This window comes from Anaerohalosphaeraceae bacterium, assembly GCA_037479115.1.
Lineage (GTDB): Bacteria > Planctomycetota > Phycisphaerae > Sedimentisphaerales > Anaerohalosphaeraceae > JAHDQI01.
The window spans coordinates 12,360-27,209 of sequence record JBBFLK010000004.1; the positions used below are offsets into that span (position 1 = coordinate 12,360).

The following is a 14,850-nucleotide window of genomic DNA, read 5'->3' on the forward strand; positions in this document are numbered from 1 at the left end:
ATGAAAGTCATTGATTATCTGAACCAGCAGCAGGCCAAGTACGAAATGGTCCGCCACAAACCGGCGTATACCGCCGAACAGCTGTCCCGCGTGGAGGGACTGCCTGCCACGCAGGTGGCCAAAACAGTGGTTGTGGAGGCGGACGGGCGTTTTTATCTGTGTGTTCTTCCGGCGGACCGGAAGATTGATTTTGCCGCGCTCCAGAAACATCTTCACGTCCAGCAGGTGCGCCTGGCGGACGAAGACCAAATGGCCCTGCTGTTTCTGGATGCGGAGGTCGGGGCCGAAGCGCCGTTCGGGAATCTGTATCACCTGCCGACCCTGATGGATAAATCCCTGATGAACGGTCAGGAGATTTCGTTTCTTGCCGGCAAGCATGATGTTTCGGTTCATCTGAAAATCGACGAGTATGTGCGGCTGGTGCAGCCGACAATTTTGAAGTTTTCCTATCCGGCCGACCGAGAACGGCTCCTGGACCCGTATTTCTTCGATCCGTACAGGGACAGTTTCTTCCCCTCCTGATCGAAGGCCTGTCCTGACATTCGGGAGATTTTCCGGATTTGCGGAAACGGCCGGCGAACACACAAGCCCAGCGCAGAAAAAAAGCCGCCGTGTGAAAACTCAAACGGCGGCTGAATCGGCTGACTGTGTGAGATTACTGCTGCGGAGGCGGAACCTGCTGCATGCGCATCTGCTGCATCATCTGCATCTGCTGCTCAAAGGCCTGCTGCCGGGCCTGTTCCTCCGGTGACCATTCAATCTTGGCGGCGGCCCGAAGCCGGGCTTTGAGGGCCTGCCAGGTTTCCATCTGCTTCTGATCGGTCAGACGCTCCATCAGGTCCGCTTTGACTTCCTCGAAGGGCTGGGTGCCGGCCTGTTTATACCCGGTTCTCTTGATGATGTGATAGCCGAACTGCGTCTCGACGATGTCGCTGATTTGTCCGTCCTGCAGAGAAAAGGCGGCATCCTCAAAGGGCTTGACCATCTGGCCGCGCGGGAAGGTGTACTCGCCGCCGCGGTCTTTGGAGCCGGGGTCCTCCGAATATTCTTTGGCCAGCGCGGCAAAATCCTCGCCCGCCCGAGCCCGCTGAAGAATGCCTTCCATTTTCTGCCGAATCTGGGCTTTTTCTTCCTCAGTCTTGCCCTGCGTGCGAAGCAGGATATGGCTGGCGGTAACCAGTTCGGGCTGAGCAAACTCCTCCTGGTGTTCATCGTAATAGGTTTTCGCTTCCGCCTCCGTGGCATTCAAGTCGCCCATTTCGGCCTTCATCAGGGCATCGACTTTGGCACGGGTCAGGAATTGTTCTTTGACATCTTCAACGGTCATTCCGGCGGCGGCAATCTGTTCCGTCATCGCCTCCAGGGTCAGGCCGTTTTCTTCCGCAAACTTCTTCATTTCCTGCTCGGCCTGCTCCGGCGTCACCTGGATATTTTTCTCTTTGAGAGCCATATCAATCAGGGTCAGGTCCACGAGCATCTCGACGACCTGCCGGCGCGTCTGGTCACGAAGCATCTGGATGCGCTCCTGAGGAATTTCCATTCCCGGCGGAACCATTTTCAGACGGGCCTGCACCCGCTTTTCGACTTCCTGAGCGACTTTGGATTCCAGGATAGGCTGCCCGTTGACCGTTACCACCACCGCATCGGCGGCCGGCTTGGCTTTTTCGGCGGCTTGTTTGGACGAAGCGGCGGGCGCAGGGGCCGAGGCAGGCTGAAGCTGGGATTTTTCATCTTTGCAGCCCGAAAGAACCGCAATGCCAGCCAGAGCCGTCCACAGGGCAAACGGCATAACCAATTTCATAAACCTTTTCCTTTCATAGTCTTAAAAAATTTTTTTGTCTTTTTGTAAATCTACAAAACAGACAGATTACCCCTTTGCGAGTGGATAATCAAGAAAGATATTTTTTTGCGGAGTTACAATAAATCCCACGGGACGGCATAATCCTCGTCCGAAAGAGCCATTATTTTCTCGACAGGACAAATGACCAATCCCTTTTCAATTTGGAGGTTCGGATAGGTTTTTCGAAAAGCGGCAATTCCGCTCACATCGCTGCGGGACGGCACCCCGGCAACTTTGATTTCGATTGGATAGAACCGCCCGTCCCGCTCGAGAAGCAGGTCCACTTCGGCTCCCCGCAAGGTTCTCCAATGATGCAGAATCGGTCTGCCGGACAGTACGGCGGACAACTTTCGGATTTGACCGACGACAGCTGTCTCAAACAGACGGCCCAGAAGCGGACTGGTACCCAACGCTTTCGGCGAACTGATTGCCTGCAAGGCACAGGCAAGACCTGTGTCTGCAAAATAACCCTTGGGTTTTCCGGAAATGCGTTTCACCGGATTTCCTGAAAATGCGGGAACCTCAAACCATTGAAAGGTTGCCTTCAACATGGCCAGCCATCGGCGTGCCGTCTGAGGAGTCAGCCCCAAATCCCTTCCTAACTGGCTGTAATTAATCTCCTGCGCCGTCAGAGCCGCGGACAGCCCGACAAAACGTCCAAAGAGCTGCCAGTCGAGCACATCGGCGAAAGAACGCACATCTCTTTCGATATAGGTTCGCAGATACGCCAGAAAGAAATCCGGCAGATTTTCCGGCTTGATGAAGTAGGCCTGCGGAAGCCCGCCGCGCCACAGGATATCCAGAACAGTGTAGTTCAAATTCAGGCGCTCATGCTTTTCTGTCAGAAATTCAGCCGGACTGTCAAGCCATTGCTGGAGCCAGGATTTCTGGAACGGCTGATTCGCAATTTCGGAAAGACAGAATCCCTCCAAATCAACAAAAGCCGCTCGTCCTGTCAGACTCTCTGAAAGGGATTTCATGACAGACCATTGCTGAGAACCTGTCAGCAAAAACTGCCCCGGAGACGGATTTCGATCGATATAACGCTTCAGAGTTGACACCAGTTCCGGTACGTATTGGATTTCATCAAGAATCAGGGGACGCTTCGGGTGCTGCCGAAGAAAAAACTCCGGGTCTTTGCGGACATTTTCCACATCCAAAAACTCTTCAAAGACGACATAGTCCGCCTCCTGTCCGAACACATGTTGGAGCAAAGTGCTCTTTCCAACTTGTCTGGCACCGGAAATAACCACGGCAGGAAAGTCTTCCAGAAGACTCCTGATCTTTTGAGTTACAATTCTGTCGATATAAATATGTTGCATATTGATGATATCGTCATCATTTTACTACATATTTTGCAGAAAAACAAGTAAATTTTGATATATTATGATATTTACAGATATACTTTGTCCATTAGTCGTGGAAAGGCGATGCATTGGCGGATATGCCGTTCACCGGTAATCCAGGCGACGGTGCGCTCCACACCCAGCCCGAAGCCGCCGTGCGGAACCGAGCCGTACCGGCGCAAATCCAGATACCACCAGTAGTTCTGCGGGTTGTATCCTTCCTCCTGAATCCGCTTGAGCAGCCGGTCATAGTCATCCTCGCGAACGGAGCCGCCGATGATTTCGCCAAATCCGGCCGGTGCCAGCAGGTCAAAGTTTTCGACCACGCGCTCATTGGAGCGGTCGGCCTTCATATAAAAGGCCTTGGCCTCTTTGGGATAGTGCGTCACGAAGACGGGTTTTTCGTGTATCAAAGACAAAATAGTTTCGTCGGAACCGCCCAAATCCTTGCCCCATCGGAAGGAGGCCGCCAGCTCGGCGTGCTTGGGATTGTTTTGGATTTTTGTTTCCAGTTCGTCCAAATCGCTGCGGATTTCAACGATGCGGCGGGCGTTTTTCTCCTGCTGCCATTTTTTCAGACCGCCTTTTTTCTCCTGCTCTTCGAGCTGGGCCAGTTCTTTTTCGAGAGCCTCCTTTTGGGCCTGAAACTGGGAGAGCTGCCGCTTCATAAACTCCTGGGTTGCCTGACTGGTGAGGATTTCGGCGGCCTGAGTATAGGTGAGCCGCACAAACGGCGGCTGGACCTTTTCGAGTCCGGCGATGTCGGCGCCGAGCATCTCCAGCTCTGCGCGGTTGTCGGTCAGGACCCGCTGCACAATCGAGGACACCAGCCCTTCGGCCAGTTCCAAAAGGCCGTTCAGGTCGATATAGGCGACTTCGGGTTCGACCATCCAGAATTCGGTCAGGTGCCGTCGGGTCTTGCTTTTTTCCGCACGGAAGGTCGGGCCGAAGCAGTAGACCCGCCCGAAACTCATCGCCGCTGACTCCAGATACAATTGCCCCGTCTGGGTCAGATGCAGGGGCTGGCCGAAGTAATCGACTTCAAAGAGCGTCTGTTCGCCCTCGCCGGCAATCGTGGTGAAAATCGGCGTATCCACGAGGATAAAGCCCCGGTCGTTGAAGAATCGCCGGATGGCGTCGATGACGGTATGGCGGATGCGTCCGATGCACCAGGGCCGGCGGCTCCGCAGATGGAGATGGCGGTTCTGGAGAAGGAAATCGATGCCGTGCTCTTTGGGAGTAATCGGGTAGTCTTTGGCCGCCTGATGGATTCGGGCATCCGTAACCAGCAGTTCATAGCCGCCCGGGCTGCGCGGTTCGGCCCGAACGATGCCCGCCACCGACAGAGACGATTCCTGCCCCAGATGCTCGAGGGCTTCGTAGAGGTCATCAGGGATTTTGCCCTTTTCGACGACGCACTGGCAGAAGCCCGTGCCGTCCCGCACAATCAGAAACTGAACCTTGCCGCTGGGCCGGCTGTTGTACAGCCAGCCGTTCAGCAAAACTTCCTGTCCTGCTCGATGCTTGAGCTCACAAATCAATGCGCTGTTTGTCATAGTGAATTGTATGATTTAATTTTAAAAAGTTTTGAAAAGTCACAAACAAGGCAGCTGCTCCAGCTGTCTGATGAGTGCTGGTAAATCCTCTTTTACCGTTTTCCAAATAATGTCTGCATTCACCTCGAAATACCCGTGAATCAGCCGATTGCGCATCCCTGTCATTTGATGCCAGGGAATCTGCGGGTATCTCTCCTTCGTGGTTTCGCTTACTCCATAAGCTGCTTCGCCGATAATCTCCAGCAGGCGCACAACGGCAAGATTCAGCTTTCGATCGGTATCCAGGTCCGTGCGCTGACACTTGTCGAGAAAATCGACCGCTTCTCTGGCGGCATCCAGAATATGCCTGATTCGGGTGCGGTCATCGAGAAACATACTGCACCTCCGCACAGGATACAACCTTATCACGAATGTAGCGGCTCAATTCCTCCGGCGTTCTCAGGTCTACCCGGCGTCCCCCGAAAATCTGGGATAATTCGTTTTCCATTTCGATCAGTTTGAAAAAGCCCGGTGTACAGCCCGGCAGAAATTCCACCAGAAGATCGATATCGCTGTCCGGTCCCAATTCACCCCGCAGGGCGGAGCCGAAGAGCGAAAGCCGCTGAATCCGGTGCGCCCGGCAAAATACCTCCAGACGCTCTTTTGGAACGTGCAGATTCGAAGCCATAAAGAATACCGTTTACCTGTCTTTTTTCTTATTGCCTTACAGGGCTGATTGTACTATTGCGCTGTCAAAGATACAAATCTGTTTTTACAGGCATCCGCTCTCCGGCACCGGCCAGAGCGGAATGTCATCCTTTTCGACAACGGTCCGGCCTGTTTTGCGGTCCAAACGCCGCTGATAGACGCCGCCGTCGTCGAGGCCGTTGCGGCCTTTGCTGTAGAGGCGAAAGCCCGCCTCGTTCGGCTGATAAACATAGGGGCCGCCGCTAAGCGGGTCTGTGAAAATCTCTTCAGAAGGGGCATAAGGCCGGCACGCATCCAAATCCGGCGGCCAGGCCTGATGCTGTTCTCTGACCTGACGGAGGGCCCTGCACAGCTCCACCGCCCGCCGCTGCGACTGGTGCCGCAGATAAGATTCAGTAATGTTCCAATAGACACCCTGAGGGCTTTCATGAAGCAGTTTCAGAATGAATCGAACGTTGAATTCGAATCGGGGTACTATGTCTTTCTCCGACAGAGCAATCCTGCGCTCCGGACGAAGACCCCGCTCAATGATCGGGTCGAAAATTCTGTCGATTTCCTGAAAGAGCGGCTCGACACGGCCGGGGTAAAACAGCCGCATCAGCAGGAATTGAAACCGTCCCTTGACCTGCTCAAGATAAGTCTGCGGCTGCCGGTTCTGCGGGACTGAATCGGGCACAGGAAGAATGGCGGTGCCGCTTCGTTTCAGGCGGGTCCGTCCCTGTTCGTTGACCTCATACAACGCGGCCCACATCTGTTTGGCCGTCAGTTTTTCAAACTCCATTACTGCAGACCACTGCCGGGGCCAGGAGATATCCATTTTCTCCAGAATCTTCTGAATCCGCTCGTCCTGGCCCGGCTGGACGGTTCCTTCGATGAGGTGGCATTTGAGAATCGCGCAAATCGTCTCATCCAAATGAAGACTGGTTAGCAAGGACAAAAACATCGACTGCTGTCTGAGATGACTGGACAACTGAGCGGCTGTGTACAGCTTTTGCAGTGCCGATTCGGTGCGCCCCTCCGCCAGGTCCAGCGTACAGGAGCGAAGCAGGATTCCGGCGGCAGTTCTCAGATTGGACACACTATCCCAGTTTGACGTCTGAGCCCATTGCGGCTGCAGCCCAAACCAGCATCTCTCGTATTTCGCCGCGGCGTGCAGCTGTTCGATGACGGATTCATTCTCTTTCAGCCAGCCGGCCAATTCAGGAAAATCCTCTCGCCGCCACGGATGCCGGACGGCAGCGGATTTCGGGTCCAATCGGTTCAGCTGAGCCCGCATTGCTTCCCAGTCTTTTTGAGCCAGCAGATTTTTGTACAGGACCGCCGCATTTTCGCCGTCCGGTATCTCCTGTGCCTGCCGCCAGGGGAGGATTTGGTCCTCGAGGGCATAGGGTTTCCATCGCGGGTCCGGTTGTGCCGGCAGGAAAACCCAAACCAGAACCAGCAGCACGACGCCCAAAAGACCGTATCGAACTTTTTTCGCATAAGGTTTCGGAAGCAGCGCCGGGAGCAGGAATAGACAAAAGAGCCCCAGCGCCTTCCACGGCAGCCGGACATAAAGCCAGAGGAGAATCAGAAGGACGGACAAAATACGGGAAATCCACAACAAAATTCTTCGGTTCTTTTGTCTCGTTTGTGTTTCGTTTTTCTGCTCCGTGTTTTCCGGTTTACCGGAAGACATTTGCGTGCGGTTCATTTTTCATCTCCTTCAGTTTCCTCTTCCCATCGGGGCGTCGGCCAGTACAGGCGGTCATCTTTGTCCTCCTTTAAATGATTGACGCCCTGGTCGTCTCGTTTGTTTACCCCAATACTATACAGGCGAAAGCCGTTTTCCGTCGGCAGATAAACAAACGGCTTGCCGCTGATAGGGTCAAGCCAATCCCGCGAGGCGGACAGTTCCTCAAGATTCTGCGGCCAGCGGTCATTCCGGAGATAAAAACGCCTCAATTCCATCAGAAGGGCCGTCGCCTGCCGCAGGGCCTTTTGCTGACGGTTTCGGCTGTTGAGGGGATAATAGAAACTCACCTGCCGTTTGGCATACCAATCGACCAGAGAGCGGCTGTTGAGTCCCCGTTTCCAAAGCGGCTGTGTATCCACCCACTCCAAATCCTTTCCCTCCACGGCCATTCGTGCATAGCGGTCGTAGCGTTCGTTAATCAGGTCGGCGGCCGCGTGCGGCGTGGCCGGCATGCTGAACCACATAATCAAAACCGACAGCTTGGTGAATTGTTCCGTGGCAAACAGCCGATAGTGCGGATAGCCCAGCACCTCATGAAGCCCCAGCCCGATATCCCGGGATAGGCGGACCTGCCCTCGGGCATTCTGCTGGTAAAAGACCGCGGCGATATTGCGGGCCAGCAGTTTTTCCCGCTGAAGAATGCGAGGCCAGTTGTTCTCCCACATCGGGTCAGTCTGCCGAAGGGTTTCTTCGATTTCCCCCAGCATCGGCTCCGTGCATTCCTCCACAATCATCCGGGAAAGGACTCGCCCGGCTGCTTCCTCCAGATAATACCCGCTTACCTGGTCCAGAAGCGTTCCCTGCTGATAAAAATGGCGGGCTATGTGAACAATGGTGAGCTGTTTTTCGAGCGCCGGCTGGAGCCGGCCGCAGGCCAAATCGCGGTTGGCCGAGCGGAGCAGGATACTGCACCAGGCCTTCAAGACCTTGATGCGCAGCTGCTGCTTTTGATAACGAACGGGGTCGCCGGGCACCTCAAAACGACACAGGGGTTTGCGGGCGTTCTCCATCAGCTGCTGAAGAATCGGTTCACATTCGTCCATCCAGCGGCTTAAGGCGGGAAACTGCTCCGGTTTCCAGGGGCCGGCGTAGGAAAATTGGTCTTCAAATTCGGAATAAGGATAGGAAAAGACGGATTCGCGGGTCTTTTCCACGAGGGAGTTATAAAAGACGGCGGCATTATCCGGGATATTTTCTGTCTGTTCTATCTCGAATGGATAAGTGTTCCATTCTGCCGAATCACCGGAGGGGACTTGTATCCATATCCAGACGGATATAGCGGCGACAGCCATCGCAGCCCAGCACCATTTTTGACTTTTTCGAGGGACAAATGCGGAAACAAACGGAATGAGTGCCAGTAAAAGCACAATTTTTATCGGAATATGGAGAGCAATCCCGATAGAACACAGAAGAGAACAAAGAAAAACGGCCGACCAGCGAACGATGGCCGACGTCAGACGCCAGCTTAAGACAAGCACCCTCCAGAATTTTCGCCAGAACCGACCGTTCATACAAACGGGCATCCTAACTTCCTGAACACATTTTCACAAGAAGACTTTCCTCTCGAGTAAAAACCATCTATATCCCTTTTTTTCACAAATCCTTAGAACAGTTTTAGAAAAAAATCTTAATAAATTCTTATTTTTTTCTATCAATCAAGGGGGCTTCTTAGGCGCCTATATTAGGAAGACGGAGAATGCCCTTCCTTCTCTGGGCGAATGAATTGCCGGCATCTTTGAGATAGAAGCATATGGAGTCTGGATAGGGCTATTCCGGATATGGAATTGCCGGATATCATTCAGAGGGTTCTTTGAAAAAAGAGAGGTGTATCGGAGAAAACGGAGAAAAAAGGGTTGCTATTTCCGGCGGACTTTTCGTAAAATGCTTTATTTTAAAGAGATAGAAGCAATAACACGGAGTTGACATTGTGGGGTCGGAAAAGAATACGCCGCCGGAACAGTGGGCCGAACTGCGGAATCGGGCCGATCGTGTGTTTTTGGAACACGAGGACTTTATCCGTTCCGTGATTCGCTTTGCGATTCAAAACCCCTCCGATCGAGATGATTTTTACCAGGAGCTGTATTTGTCTTTTGTTCTGGACCCGCCGACCGAGGAGATTCACAAACCCCGAAGTTTCTTCTATCAGCTCGTACTTAAACGGGCCGGCGACTGGTATCGAAATCAGTCTCGAAGACGCAAAATTCTCCAGAAATTTTATCGCCAGGCCCAGATAGACCCCCAAGAAAAAGAAACCGAATCGCTCGTCTCTGAAAAGGAGGAGATTGCGGTTTTTTTCCAGCGGGTTCAGGAATCCTTACAGACCAACGAAGGCCGGGCCATTCTCTACCGCTACAAAGACCACTATTCGCTGAAGGAAACGGCGTTAAAACTGGGCGTCAAGCCCGAGACCGCAGCCCGCTACATCTGCAGCGGTCTGAAAAAACTCAGAGAAATGTTTTATAAAAAAGAAGGATGAACGTATGAAGAAGGAGACCAAACAAATCTGTCGGCAGGCGGCGGCGTTCTATTACGACTATATAAACGAGCCGTCGGAAGTTCCGGCGTCCATTCGAGAGCATCTCGAACAGTGCCGCAATTGTCGAGAGGAGTTCGGACGCCTGAAGGGGATTTTGGAACGCCCGGAGCCGGCCGCTCGGTCCGTTCGGGCGGAGATTCTGCGGAGCCAGGTGCCGCTGTATGAACAGTGGGTCGGCTGCCGCCAAGTCAGGCCGTTTCTGCCGCTCCTGGCCGCAGGGGAACTGGTTCCGTCGGTCCCCACGCCGGCGGCGGCGCATCTGACCCGTTGCCCGCTGTGTCGGCAGGATTTGACCGCCCTGAAAGGTTTGACGCTGTCGGCGGAGCAGGCCCTGGCGGCTGCCCGCGTCCTGAGCGGGGACAAGGACGTTCGTGTATCGTTCGCCGGCGCTTGTGCCGAGCTTCTCCAGGCGATGGAGCATCGAGCGGATTCCGATGTTCTGACCAAACTGAGCCGCAATTCAGATGGGAGCTTTGAGGTTGCAGTCGCGCAGCGGGCGGCGGAGCCGAACAAGGCGGCTGCGGTCAGACGGCGGGCGCTCGGGTGGCTTCGTTACGCCGCGGCGGCGGTGTTGCTTATCTCGGTGTATCTGCTTTGGCTGGTTCGGCCGGTGCGCGGGCTGGATATCAGCGAAGTGTATAAACTGCTCGAACAGCCTGTCAACGCCGCGATTACATCCTATCCGCAGGACAATCAGAATCTGATCATCGCCTCCCGTGCTCTCGAAGAACAGCGGCCTTTTCAGGAAATCTGGATTTCCAAATCTTTGGAGGTTTACCTGTTTGTCGGGAGGGATTCTTCGGTCCTGTGGGACCTGAACCGCCATCACAAATACATCAAAACAGCCGCCGGAATTGAAAGGATTCCCATCACACAGCCCGTCAAAAAATTCGAAATCCCCTGGGGGCTTCTTCCGTTCCGCTGTCCCTCGGAACTGCCGGACAAGTACAAATGGAAAATGATTCGTCCGGAGGAACCGACTGTGCCGAATGTTCAGGTTTATGATTTGACCTGGACGGATTTCTCCGCCCTGGGCTATCCAATTGAACGGCGATGGCGCGGGTATCTGGACACCCGGACAAAACTCCCGGTTCGAATTGACTGGTGGGAGCGGCTGGAGCACCATCCGTTTCAAAAAGTCTCAACAACGCTGATTCGCTATCCGCAGGATGCAGAGGTGTTGAGCCGAATCGCCGCGGAAGGATTTGATTATCGCCCGGCCGTCCAAAAATAGGAGGGTTTCAGATTCCCTTCCGAGTCCGCCTGAACGGCGAAGCGCTCGGTCTTTTCGGCGGCAACATGCCCGTCGGCATAAGCAACGGAGGACTTGGCACGCGGATGACGTCCGTCGATTGCGTCCGTCTGCTGTTCCGGATGAATGGTGCGGATGCGGTTTATCTTCAGGCCCGGAAAATAAAACGAATCATGGCGGAGCGGATTGTAATCAAAAGGATTAGGCAGGCCGGAGGCGGCCTTCCAGCTGATTACGCCGTATCCGGAATCCGTATAAAGCATCTTTTCGGAAGGACGAAGAATCTGCTCCTTGGTCATCGAAAGTCCCTGAAACTCGCCGGAATCGGAAACGGAGGCCCACTTGGCAACCGCCAGATTGATTCCGTAATTGGACCACAGCAGATTATCGTGGAAAGGGCTGTTCATCGGCCTTCGGGCCGGACACCAGAGAATTCCTCCGGCGGAGCGGTCAACCCCCAAAAAATCAAACCACCACCACCCCGGCCGGTCATATGTCGGATGGCCTGCAAACCCGGATGCCGGAGCCGCCTGCGTGCAGGAAGAAAGACTGCAGAACCCCTGAGGGTACCGGCGGTAGGCGTGGACGTAGGTTTCCGTAATAACAGCCAGCTGTTTTAGATTTGCCGAGCACAGAAGCAGCTGCCCTGAACGACGGCTGGACTGCAGGGTCGGAAAAACCATTCCGAGCAGCAAAAGCAGCAGAGCCGCCGTCACGAGGACTTCTATCAGGGTCAAACCTCTCCTGTCTCTCATAAATAGACAGGATACCCGCGCCCCCCCAAAAAATCAAGAAAAACCGCTATAGGCAGGCCCGTATGTACGTTGTGTACCAATCCGAAACCTGGCAGAAACCGAACAGAGTCAGATGGTTGACACACGGCGCTACGTCCATTCCTTCCATCGGTCTGCCCTCGCAAAAGCCCCCGTTGACATCCTCTACACAGCCGTAGCGGGGATAATAAATATAGATTTTCCCGTAGCAGACAAATCCGCCGATGGGCACCGGACAGGGAATCCAGTCATCCTCCTGAATCTTCTGGGTGCAGGAATAGGTCTCATACAATTCACCGTCTCCGCCGAGGATTTCATACAGCCGCATCGGGTCAAGGGGACGCAGCTGAGTCGGCAGACGGGTCGGAGAATCGGCCACCAGCAGAGCTGTTCCATCTTTCCAGTCCCGGACAAAGTCGGCAATCGGCCATTTCCAGTAAATTTTCCGGCTGCTCAAATCAATTGTCCAGACTGACTGGCTGTCGATGCGGTCCACTATCAGGTAATGCTGCTGGTTCGGCAGATGAACAATGATTCCGCAGTCCGTCAGGCCCCGAAGGGTTTCCAGGTCGGTCTGCACAGCCAGACAATACAGGCCGGCCTGTTCGAGCGTCTGCTTGACCTCGTACAAACTGGTCATCGACTGTTCGGGAGCAGCAGAGGCCGCACGCGGCGATGTGTCCGGCAGCACGGAAGCGGCAAATCGGCGCTTGAGCACCTGGACGGCGGCGGAGGCACAATCTGTCTGCCTCGATTCGGTCTTGTTCTGTGACAGTTTTTCGGACAGGAGTTCCGCAGCAGGCGACTGACGGCGGGTATAATACAGCAGCGACTCTTTGCCCGGACCGGGGTGCACTTCGACAAGCGTCCCGTCTTTGAAAGGGGCGGTCAGGGCCTCATTCGACGGAGCCGCCGCCTGGATTTCTGTAAAAGACCAGTCTTCATAAGAGAGCAGCTCCGGTTCCGTGCCTGTCTTGGCATACCGTTCGGTTCGAATCGCCCGGGGCACCCATCGTCCGCCGACCTGCACATAGTCTGAGTACGTCGTGCTGATCCGAGCGGCCTGATTTTCGACAGTCACAGACAAGACCGCATACTCTCTGGACGGGTCCAGCAGCATCACACACTCCAGAGGCGGCGTAATCTGCTGATGGACAAAAGACAGACGAAGAACGGTTTTGCCGTCCCTGCTTTCCTCCCGAACCGTCGGCTGGCGAGACTGCAGGGCGGAGAGGGCATAATCGCCGTATCCCCAGGGGATAATCTCTGCCGTCAGAGGGCCCCGCAGCGAAGCCATAGAGGCGTCCGGCTGTTCCGAGACAACCGCATAGTCCATCGCGGGATAATACCGGGTGTACCGCTGCCCGTCCCAAAGAAAAACGCGGTGGCGGTTCGCCGCTTTATCCGGCACGCGGAGAGGTTTTTGTCCCGGCTTCATCGGCTGCGGGACCGCCTGCTCATCGCCTTCAAGGATGATTTCCCAACGAAACCGCTGCCCATCGAAAACAACGCTTTCCTCCGACTGGGCCAGCCAGTCATCCGCCTGGCGATACTGAAGATGTTTGGCGCGGATGCATCCGGCCTCAATCCAGTACTGACGAGGCGAGCCCGTCAGCGTGCGAAGCAGGGTTTCCGTTTCCGCCGAGGTCCACACTCGTCCCGCTGCGGAAACCGCACACAAAAGCAGCAGCCCCGCCGTGAGCCGTTTTCCCCAAATTTCTGCTCCTGTCATTGGATAGTTCGTGCGATTCATAGGCTCGAATTCCTTACTTTCTCGACAAAATCATTCCATTGTTCTTCGCTGATTTGCTCGCGAATATCCGGGTTTTCCTCCCAGATGGTCTCCAGAAACTCTACGGCTTCTTCGATGGCCATCTCCGGTACCTGAGCGGATTGGCTGTCCGGCGGGATGGAAGCGGATTGATACATCTGTTCGCCGGAACCGTCGGACTGCATCGGGTCCACCTGATGAATAAGAATGCTGTACCGCCTGCTGGGAACATAACTGGAATCAATCAGTTCGAGCAGGACATTGCCCGGTTCGGACGCGGTATAGAGGAAACTGGCGACAGCGCCGTCCTCAATGGGTTCACCGAGACTGACGGCAAAAAAGACAATGCCTTCGGGCTGGGTCTCGCCCGGCCCCCAGTAATCAAAGAAGGTGTATCGCGGCTCGGCCAGCAGTTCTGCTGTGGAGGCCTGAGGATTGTTGGGGTCGTACTCCGTATTGTCGATCCAGCCCAGCTGGGTATCGGAGAGCACCGCCTCCAGATAAATCAGGTTGATATCCTGTTCAACCGTGGTTTTCTGAATATACAGGCGGACGCTTTCGCCGACGGTAAGGGTGATTTCGTTGGCATCCTCGGCATCGGTGAGCCTGTAAAAGACTTTGTACTCAAACCCGGCGGAAGGCGGAAGCGGCGGCTGCCAGCCCGGCATTCCGCGAAGCCAGTGCTCCGAAAATAGGGCCAAATCCCCCAGTCCGACAAAGCCGTCCCGGTCGAAATCGGTCTGGGCACACCAGTCCGGGTCCGAACAGCCCTCTTCAAACCACCAGGCGGCCAGATGGGCGAAATCTTCCAGATTTACCAGGCCGTCTTCATTGAAATCGCGGGATGGGATATTTTCGAGCACCAGCGTCTGGGCGGGGATTGACCAGCTGTTCGGGTCTCCGGGAGAATAGTCAAAAAATTCGAGAGTACAGGAACCGGGGCGCAGGGCCTGGTAATCTACCACAAACCAGTCGCCTGCGTTCGGGTCCAGCGGCTCGGTATAAAAATCAAACCCGTAAAGAGAGGAATCCTTCCAAAGCATCGCGCGGGCCTGGGGGCCGGCATCGGCAAAGCAGCTGTCCGGATAATGGCGAAGGACCGGTTCCGTACCTCGACCGACAAGACGCCCGTGAAGGCGGTCTTGCCCGCGCAGGAAAAGCCCCCCCTGCCAGGGTTCGTTTGCATCCGAATAAATCAGAATTGAAATCGGCCGGCCGAGAAAGACCTCATTGGTTGTCAGCGGCAGCAGAGTATCCGGATCAGCCAACCGAAAAAAGACACCGCCTGCCGCCCATGAACCAAGTACAAGATATACAAGATACAATAATACTCGTTTCATTTTGCCAACTCCTG

The 14,850-nt window shown here is 54.8% G+C and carries 13 protein-coding genes; 3 read left to right on the forward strand and 10 right to left on the reverse strand.

Annotated elements, in window-relative coordinates; genetic code table 11:
• Window positions 1–522, forward strand: a complete 522-nt coding sequence (locus tag WHS88_02825; GenBank protein MEJ5259103.1) for a YbaK/EbsC family protein — start codon at window positions 1–3, stop codon at window positions 520–522.
• 133 nt (window positions 523–655) lie between these two features.
• Here the strand turns inward: WHS88_02825 and WHS88_02830 are convergent, their stop codons facing one another.
• From WHS88_02830 to WHS88_02860, 7 genes are all read right to left on the reverse strand, one after another.
• On the reverse strand, window positions 656–1,801 hold the full coding sequence (locus tag WHS88_02830; protein ID MEJ5259104.1) for a peptidylprolyl isomerase: 1,146 nt from the start codon (window positions 1,799–1,801) through the stop codon (window positions 656–658).
• Window positions 1,802–1,914: 113 nt separating this feature from the next.
• Window positions 1,915–3,162: an ATP-binding protein gene (locus tag WHS88_02835; protein ID MEJ5259105.1), complete on the reverse strand. Its 1,248-nt coding sequence runs from the start codon at window positions 3,160–3,162 to the stop codon at window positions 1,915–1,917.
• Between the two features lie 71 nt (window positions 3,163–3,233).
• Entirely contained in the window at window positions 3,234–4,688 is a 1,455-nt protein-coding gene (locus WHS88_02840; protein MEJ5259106.1) for an asparagine--tRNA ligase, read from the reverse strand.
• Between the two features lie 93 nt (window positions 4,689–4,781).
• The gene (locus WHS88_02845) at window positions 4,782–5,117 is read right to left on the reverse strand and encodes a DUF86 domain-containing protein (GenBank protein ID MEJ5259107.1); all 336 of its coding nucleotides are present in this window, start codon (window positions 5,115–5,117) and stop codon (window positions 4,782–4,784) included.
• Window positions 5,104–5,409, reverse strand: a complete 306-nt coding sequence (locus tag WHS88_02850; GenBank protein MEJ5259108.1) for a nucleotidyltransferase family protein — start codon at window positions 5,407–5,409, stop codon at window positions 5,104–5,106. The genes WHS88_02845 and WHS88_02850 overlap by 14 nt, the downstream gene beginning before the upstream one ends.
• An 84-nt stretch (window positions 5,410–5,493) precedes the next feature.
• Window positions 5,494–7,032 (reverse strand): hypothetical protein, encoded by a 1,539-nt coding sequence (locus WHS88_02855; protein MEJ5259109.1) that lies wholly within the window; start codon window positions 7,030–7,032, stop codon window positions 5,494–5,496.
• A gap of 86 nt (window positions 7,033–7,118) precedes the next feature.
• Window positions 7,119–8,675, reverse strand: coding sequence for a hypothetical protein (locus WHS88_02860; protein ID MEJ5259110.1), 1,557 nt, complete (start codon window positions 8,673–8,675; stop codon window positions 7,119–7,121).
• A 416-nt stretch (window positions 8,676–9,091) separates the two neighbouring features.
• On the opposite strand from WHS88_02860, the gene WHS88_02865 reads away from it, so the two are divergent.
• Both WHS88_02865 and WHS88_02870 read left to right on the forward strand, forming a co-directional pair.
• Window positions 9,092–9,640 carry a sigma-70 family RNA polymerase sigma factor gene (locus WHS88_02865; GenBank protein MEJ5259111.1) on the forward strand — a complete coding sequence of 183 codons (549 nt, stop codon included), beginning with the start codon at window positions 9,092–9,094 and terminating at the stop codon, window positions 9,638–9,640.
• A 4-nt stretch (window positions 9,641–9,644) separates the two neighbouring features.
• Complete coding sequence (locus tag WHS88_02870) at window positions 9,645–10,934, forward strand: hypothetical protein (GenBank protein ID MEJ5259112.1); 1,290 nt, start codon at window positions 9,645–9,647, stop codon at window positions 10,932–10,934.
• Here the strand turns inward: WHS88_02870 and WHS88_02875 are convergent.
• From WHS88_02875 to WHS88_02885, 3 genes are read right to left on the reverse strand one after another with little or no spacing between them, the layout of a single operon-like run.
• Complete coding sequence (locus WHS88_02875; protein MEJ5259113.1) at window positions 10,910–11,707, reverse strand: prepilin-type N-terminal cleavage/methylation domain-containing protein; 798 nt, start codon at window positions 11,705–11,707, stop codon at window positions 10,910–10,912. The genes WHS88_02870 and WHS88_02875 overlap by 25 nt on opposite strands.
• A 46-nt stretch (window positions 11,708–11,753) precedes the next feature.
• The gene (locus tag WHS88_02880) at window positions 11,754–13,478 is read right to left on the reverse strand and encodes a cysteine peptidase family C39 domain-containing protein (protein ID MEJ5259114.1); all 1,725 of its coding nucleotides are present in this window, start codon (window positions 13,476–13,478) and stop codon (window positions 11,754–11,756) included.
• Window positions 13,475–14,836 carry a hypothetical protein gene (locus WHS88_02885; GenBank protein MEJ5259115.1) on the reverse strand — a complete coding sequence of 454 codons (1,362 nt, stop codon included), beginning with the start codon at window positions 14,834–14,836 and terminating at the stop codon, window positions 13,475–13,477. The genes WHS88_02880 and WHS88_02885 overlap by 4 nt, the downstream gene beginning before the upstream one ends.
• Window positions 14,837–14,850 lie beyond the last annotated feature (14 nt).

Bases quoted from the DNA above. Each gene is read 5' to 3' on its own strand.
- WHS88_02825 (MEJ5259103.1), top strand. From the start codon at position 1: ATGAAAGTCATTGATTATCTGAACCAGCAGCAGGCCAAGTACGAAATG.
- WHS88_02830 (MEJ5259104.1), bottom strand. From the start codon at position 1,801: ATGAAATTGGTTATGCCGTTTGCCCTGTGGACGGCTCTGGCTGGCATT.
- WHS88_02835 (MEJ5259105.1), bottom strand. From the start codon at position 3,162: ATGCAACATATTTATATCGACAGAATTGTAACTCAAAAGATCAGGAGT.
- WHS88_02845 (MEJ5259107.1), bottom strand. From the start codon at position 5,117: ATGTTTCTCGATGACCGCACCCGAATCAGGCATATTCTGGATGCCGCC.
- WHS88_02850 (MEJ5259108.1), bottom strand. From the start codon at position 5,409: ATGGCTTCGAATCTGCACGTTCCAAAAGAGCGTCTGGAGGTATTTTGC.
- WHS88_02860 (MEJ5259110.1), bottom strand. From the start codon at position 8,675: ATGAACGGTCGGTTCTGGCGAAAATTCTGGAGGGTGCTTGTCTTAAGC.
- WHS88_02870 (MEJ5259112.1), top strand. From the start codon at position 9,645: ATGAAGAAGGAGACCAAACAAATCTGTCGGCAGGCGGCGGCGTTCTAT.
- WHS88_02875 (MEJ5259113.1), bottom strand. From the start codon at position 11,707: ATGAGAGACAGGAGAGGTTTGACCCTGATAGAAGTCCTCGTGACGGCG.
- WHS88_02880 (MEJ5259114.1), bottom strand. From the start codon at position 13,478: ATGAATCGCACGAACTATCCAATGACAGGAGCAGAAATTTGGGGAAAA.
- WHS88_02885 (MEJ5259115.1), bottom strand. From the start codon at position 14,836: ATGAAACGAGTATTATTGTATCTTGTATATCTTGTACTTGGTTCATGG.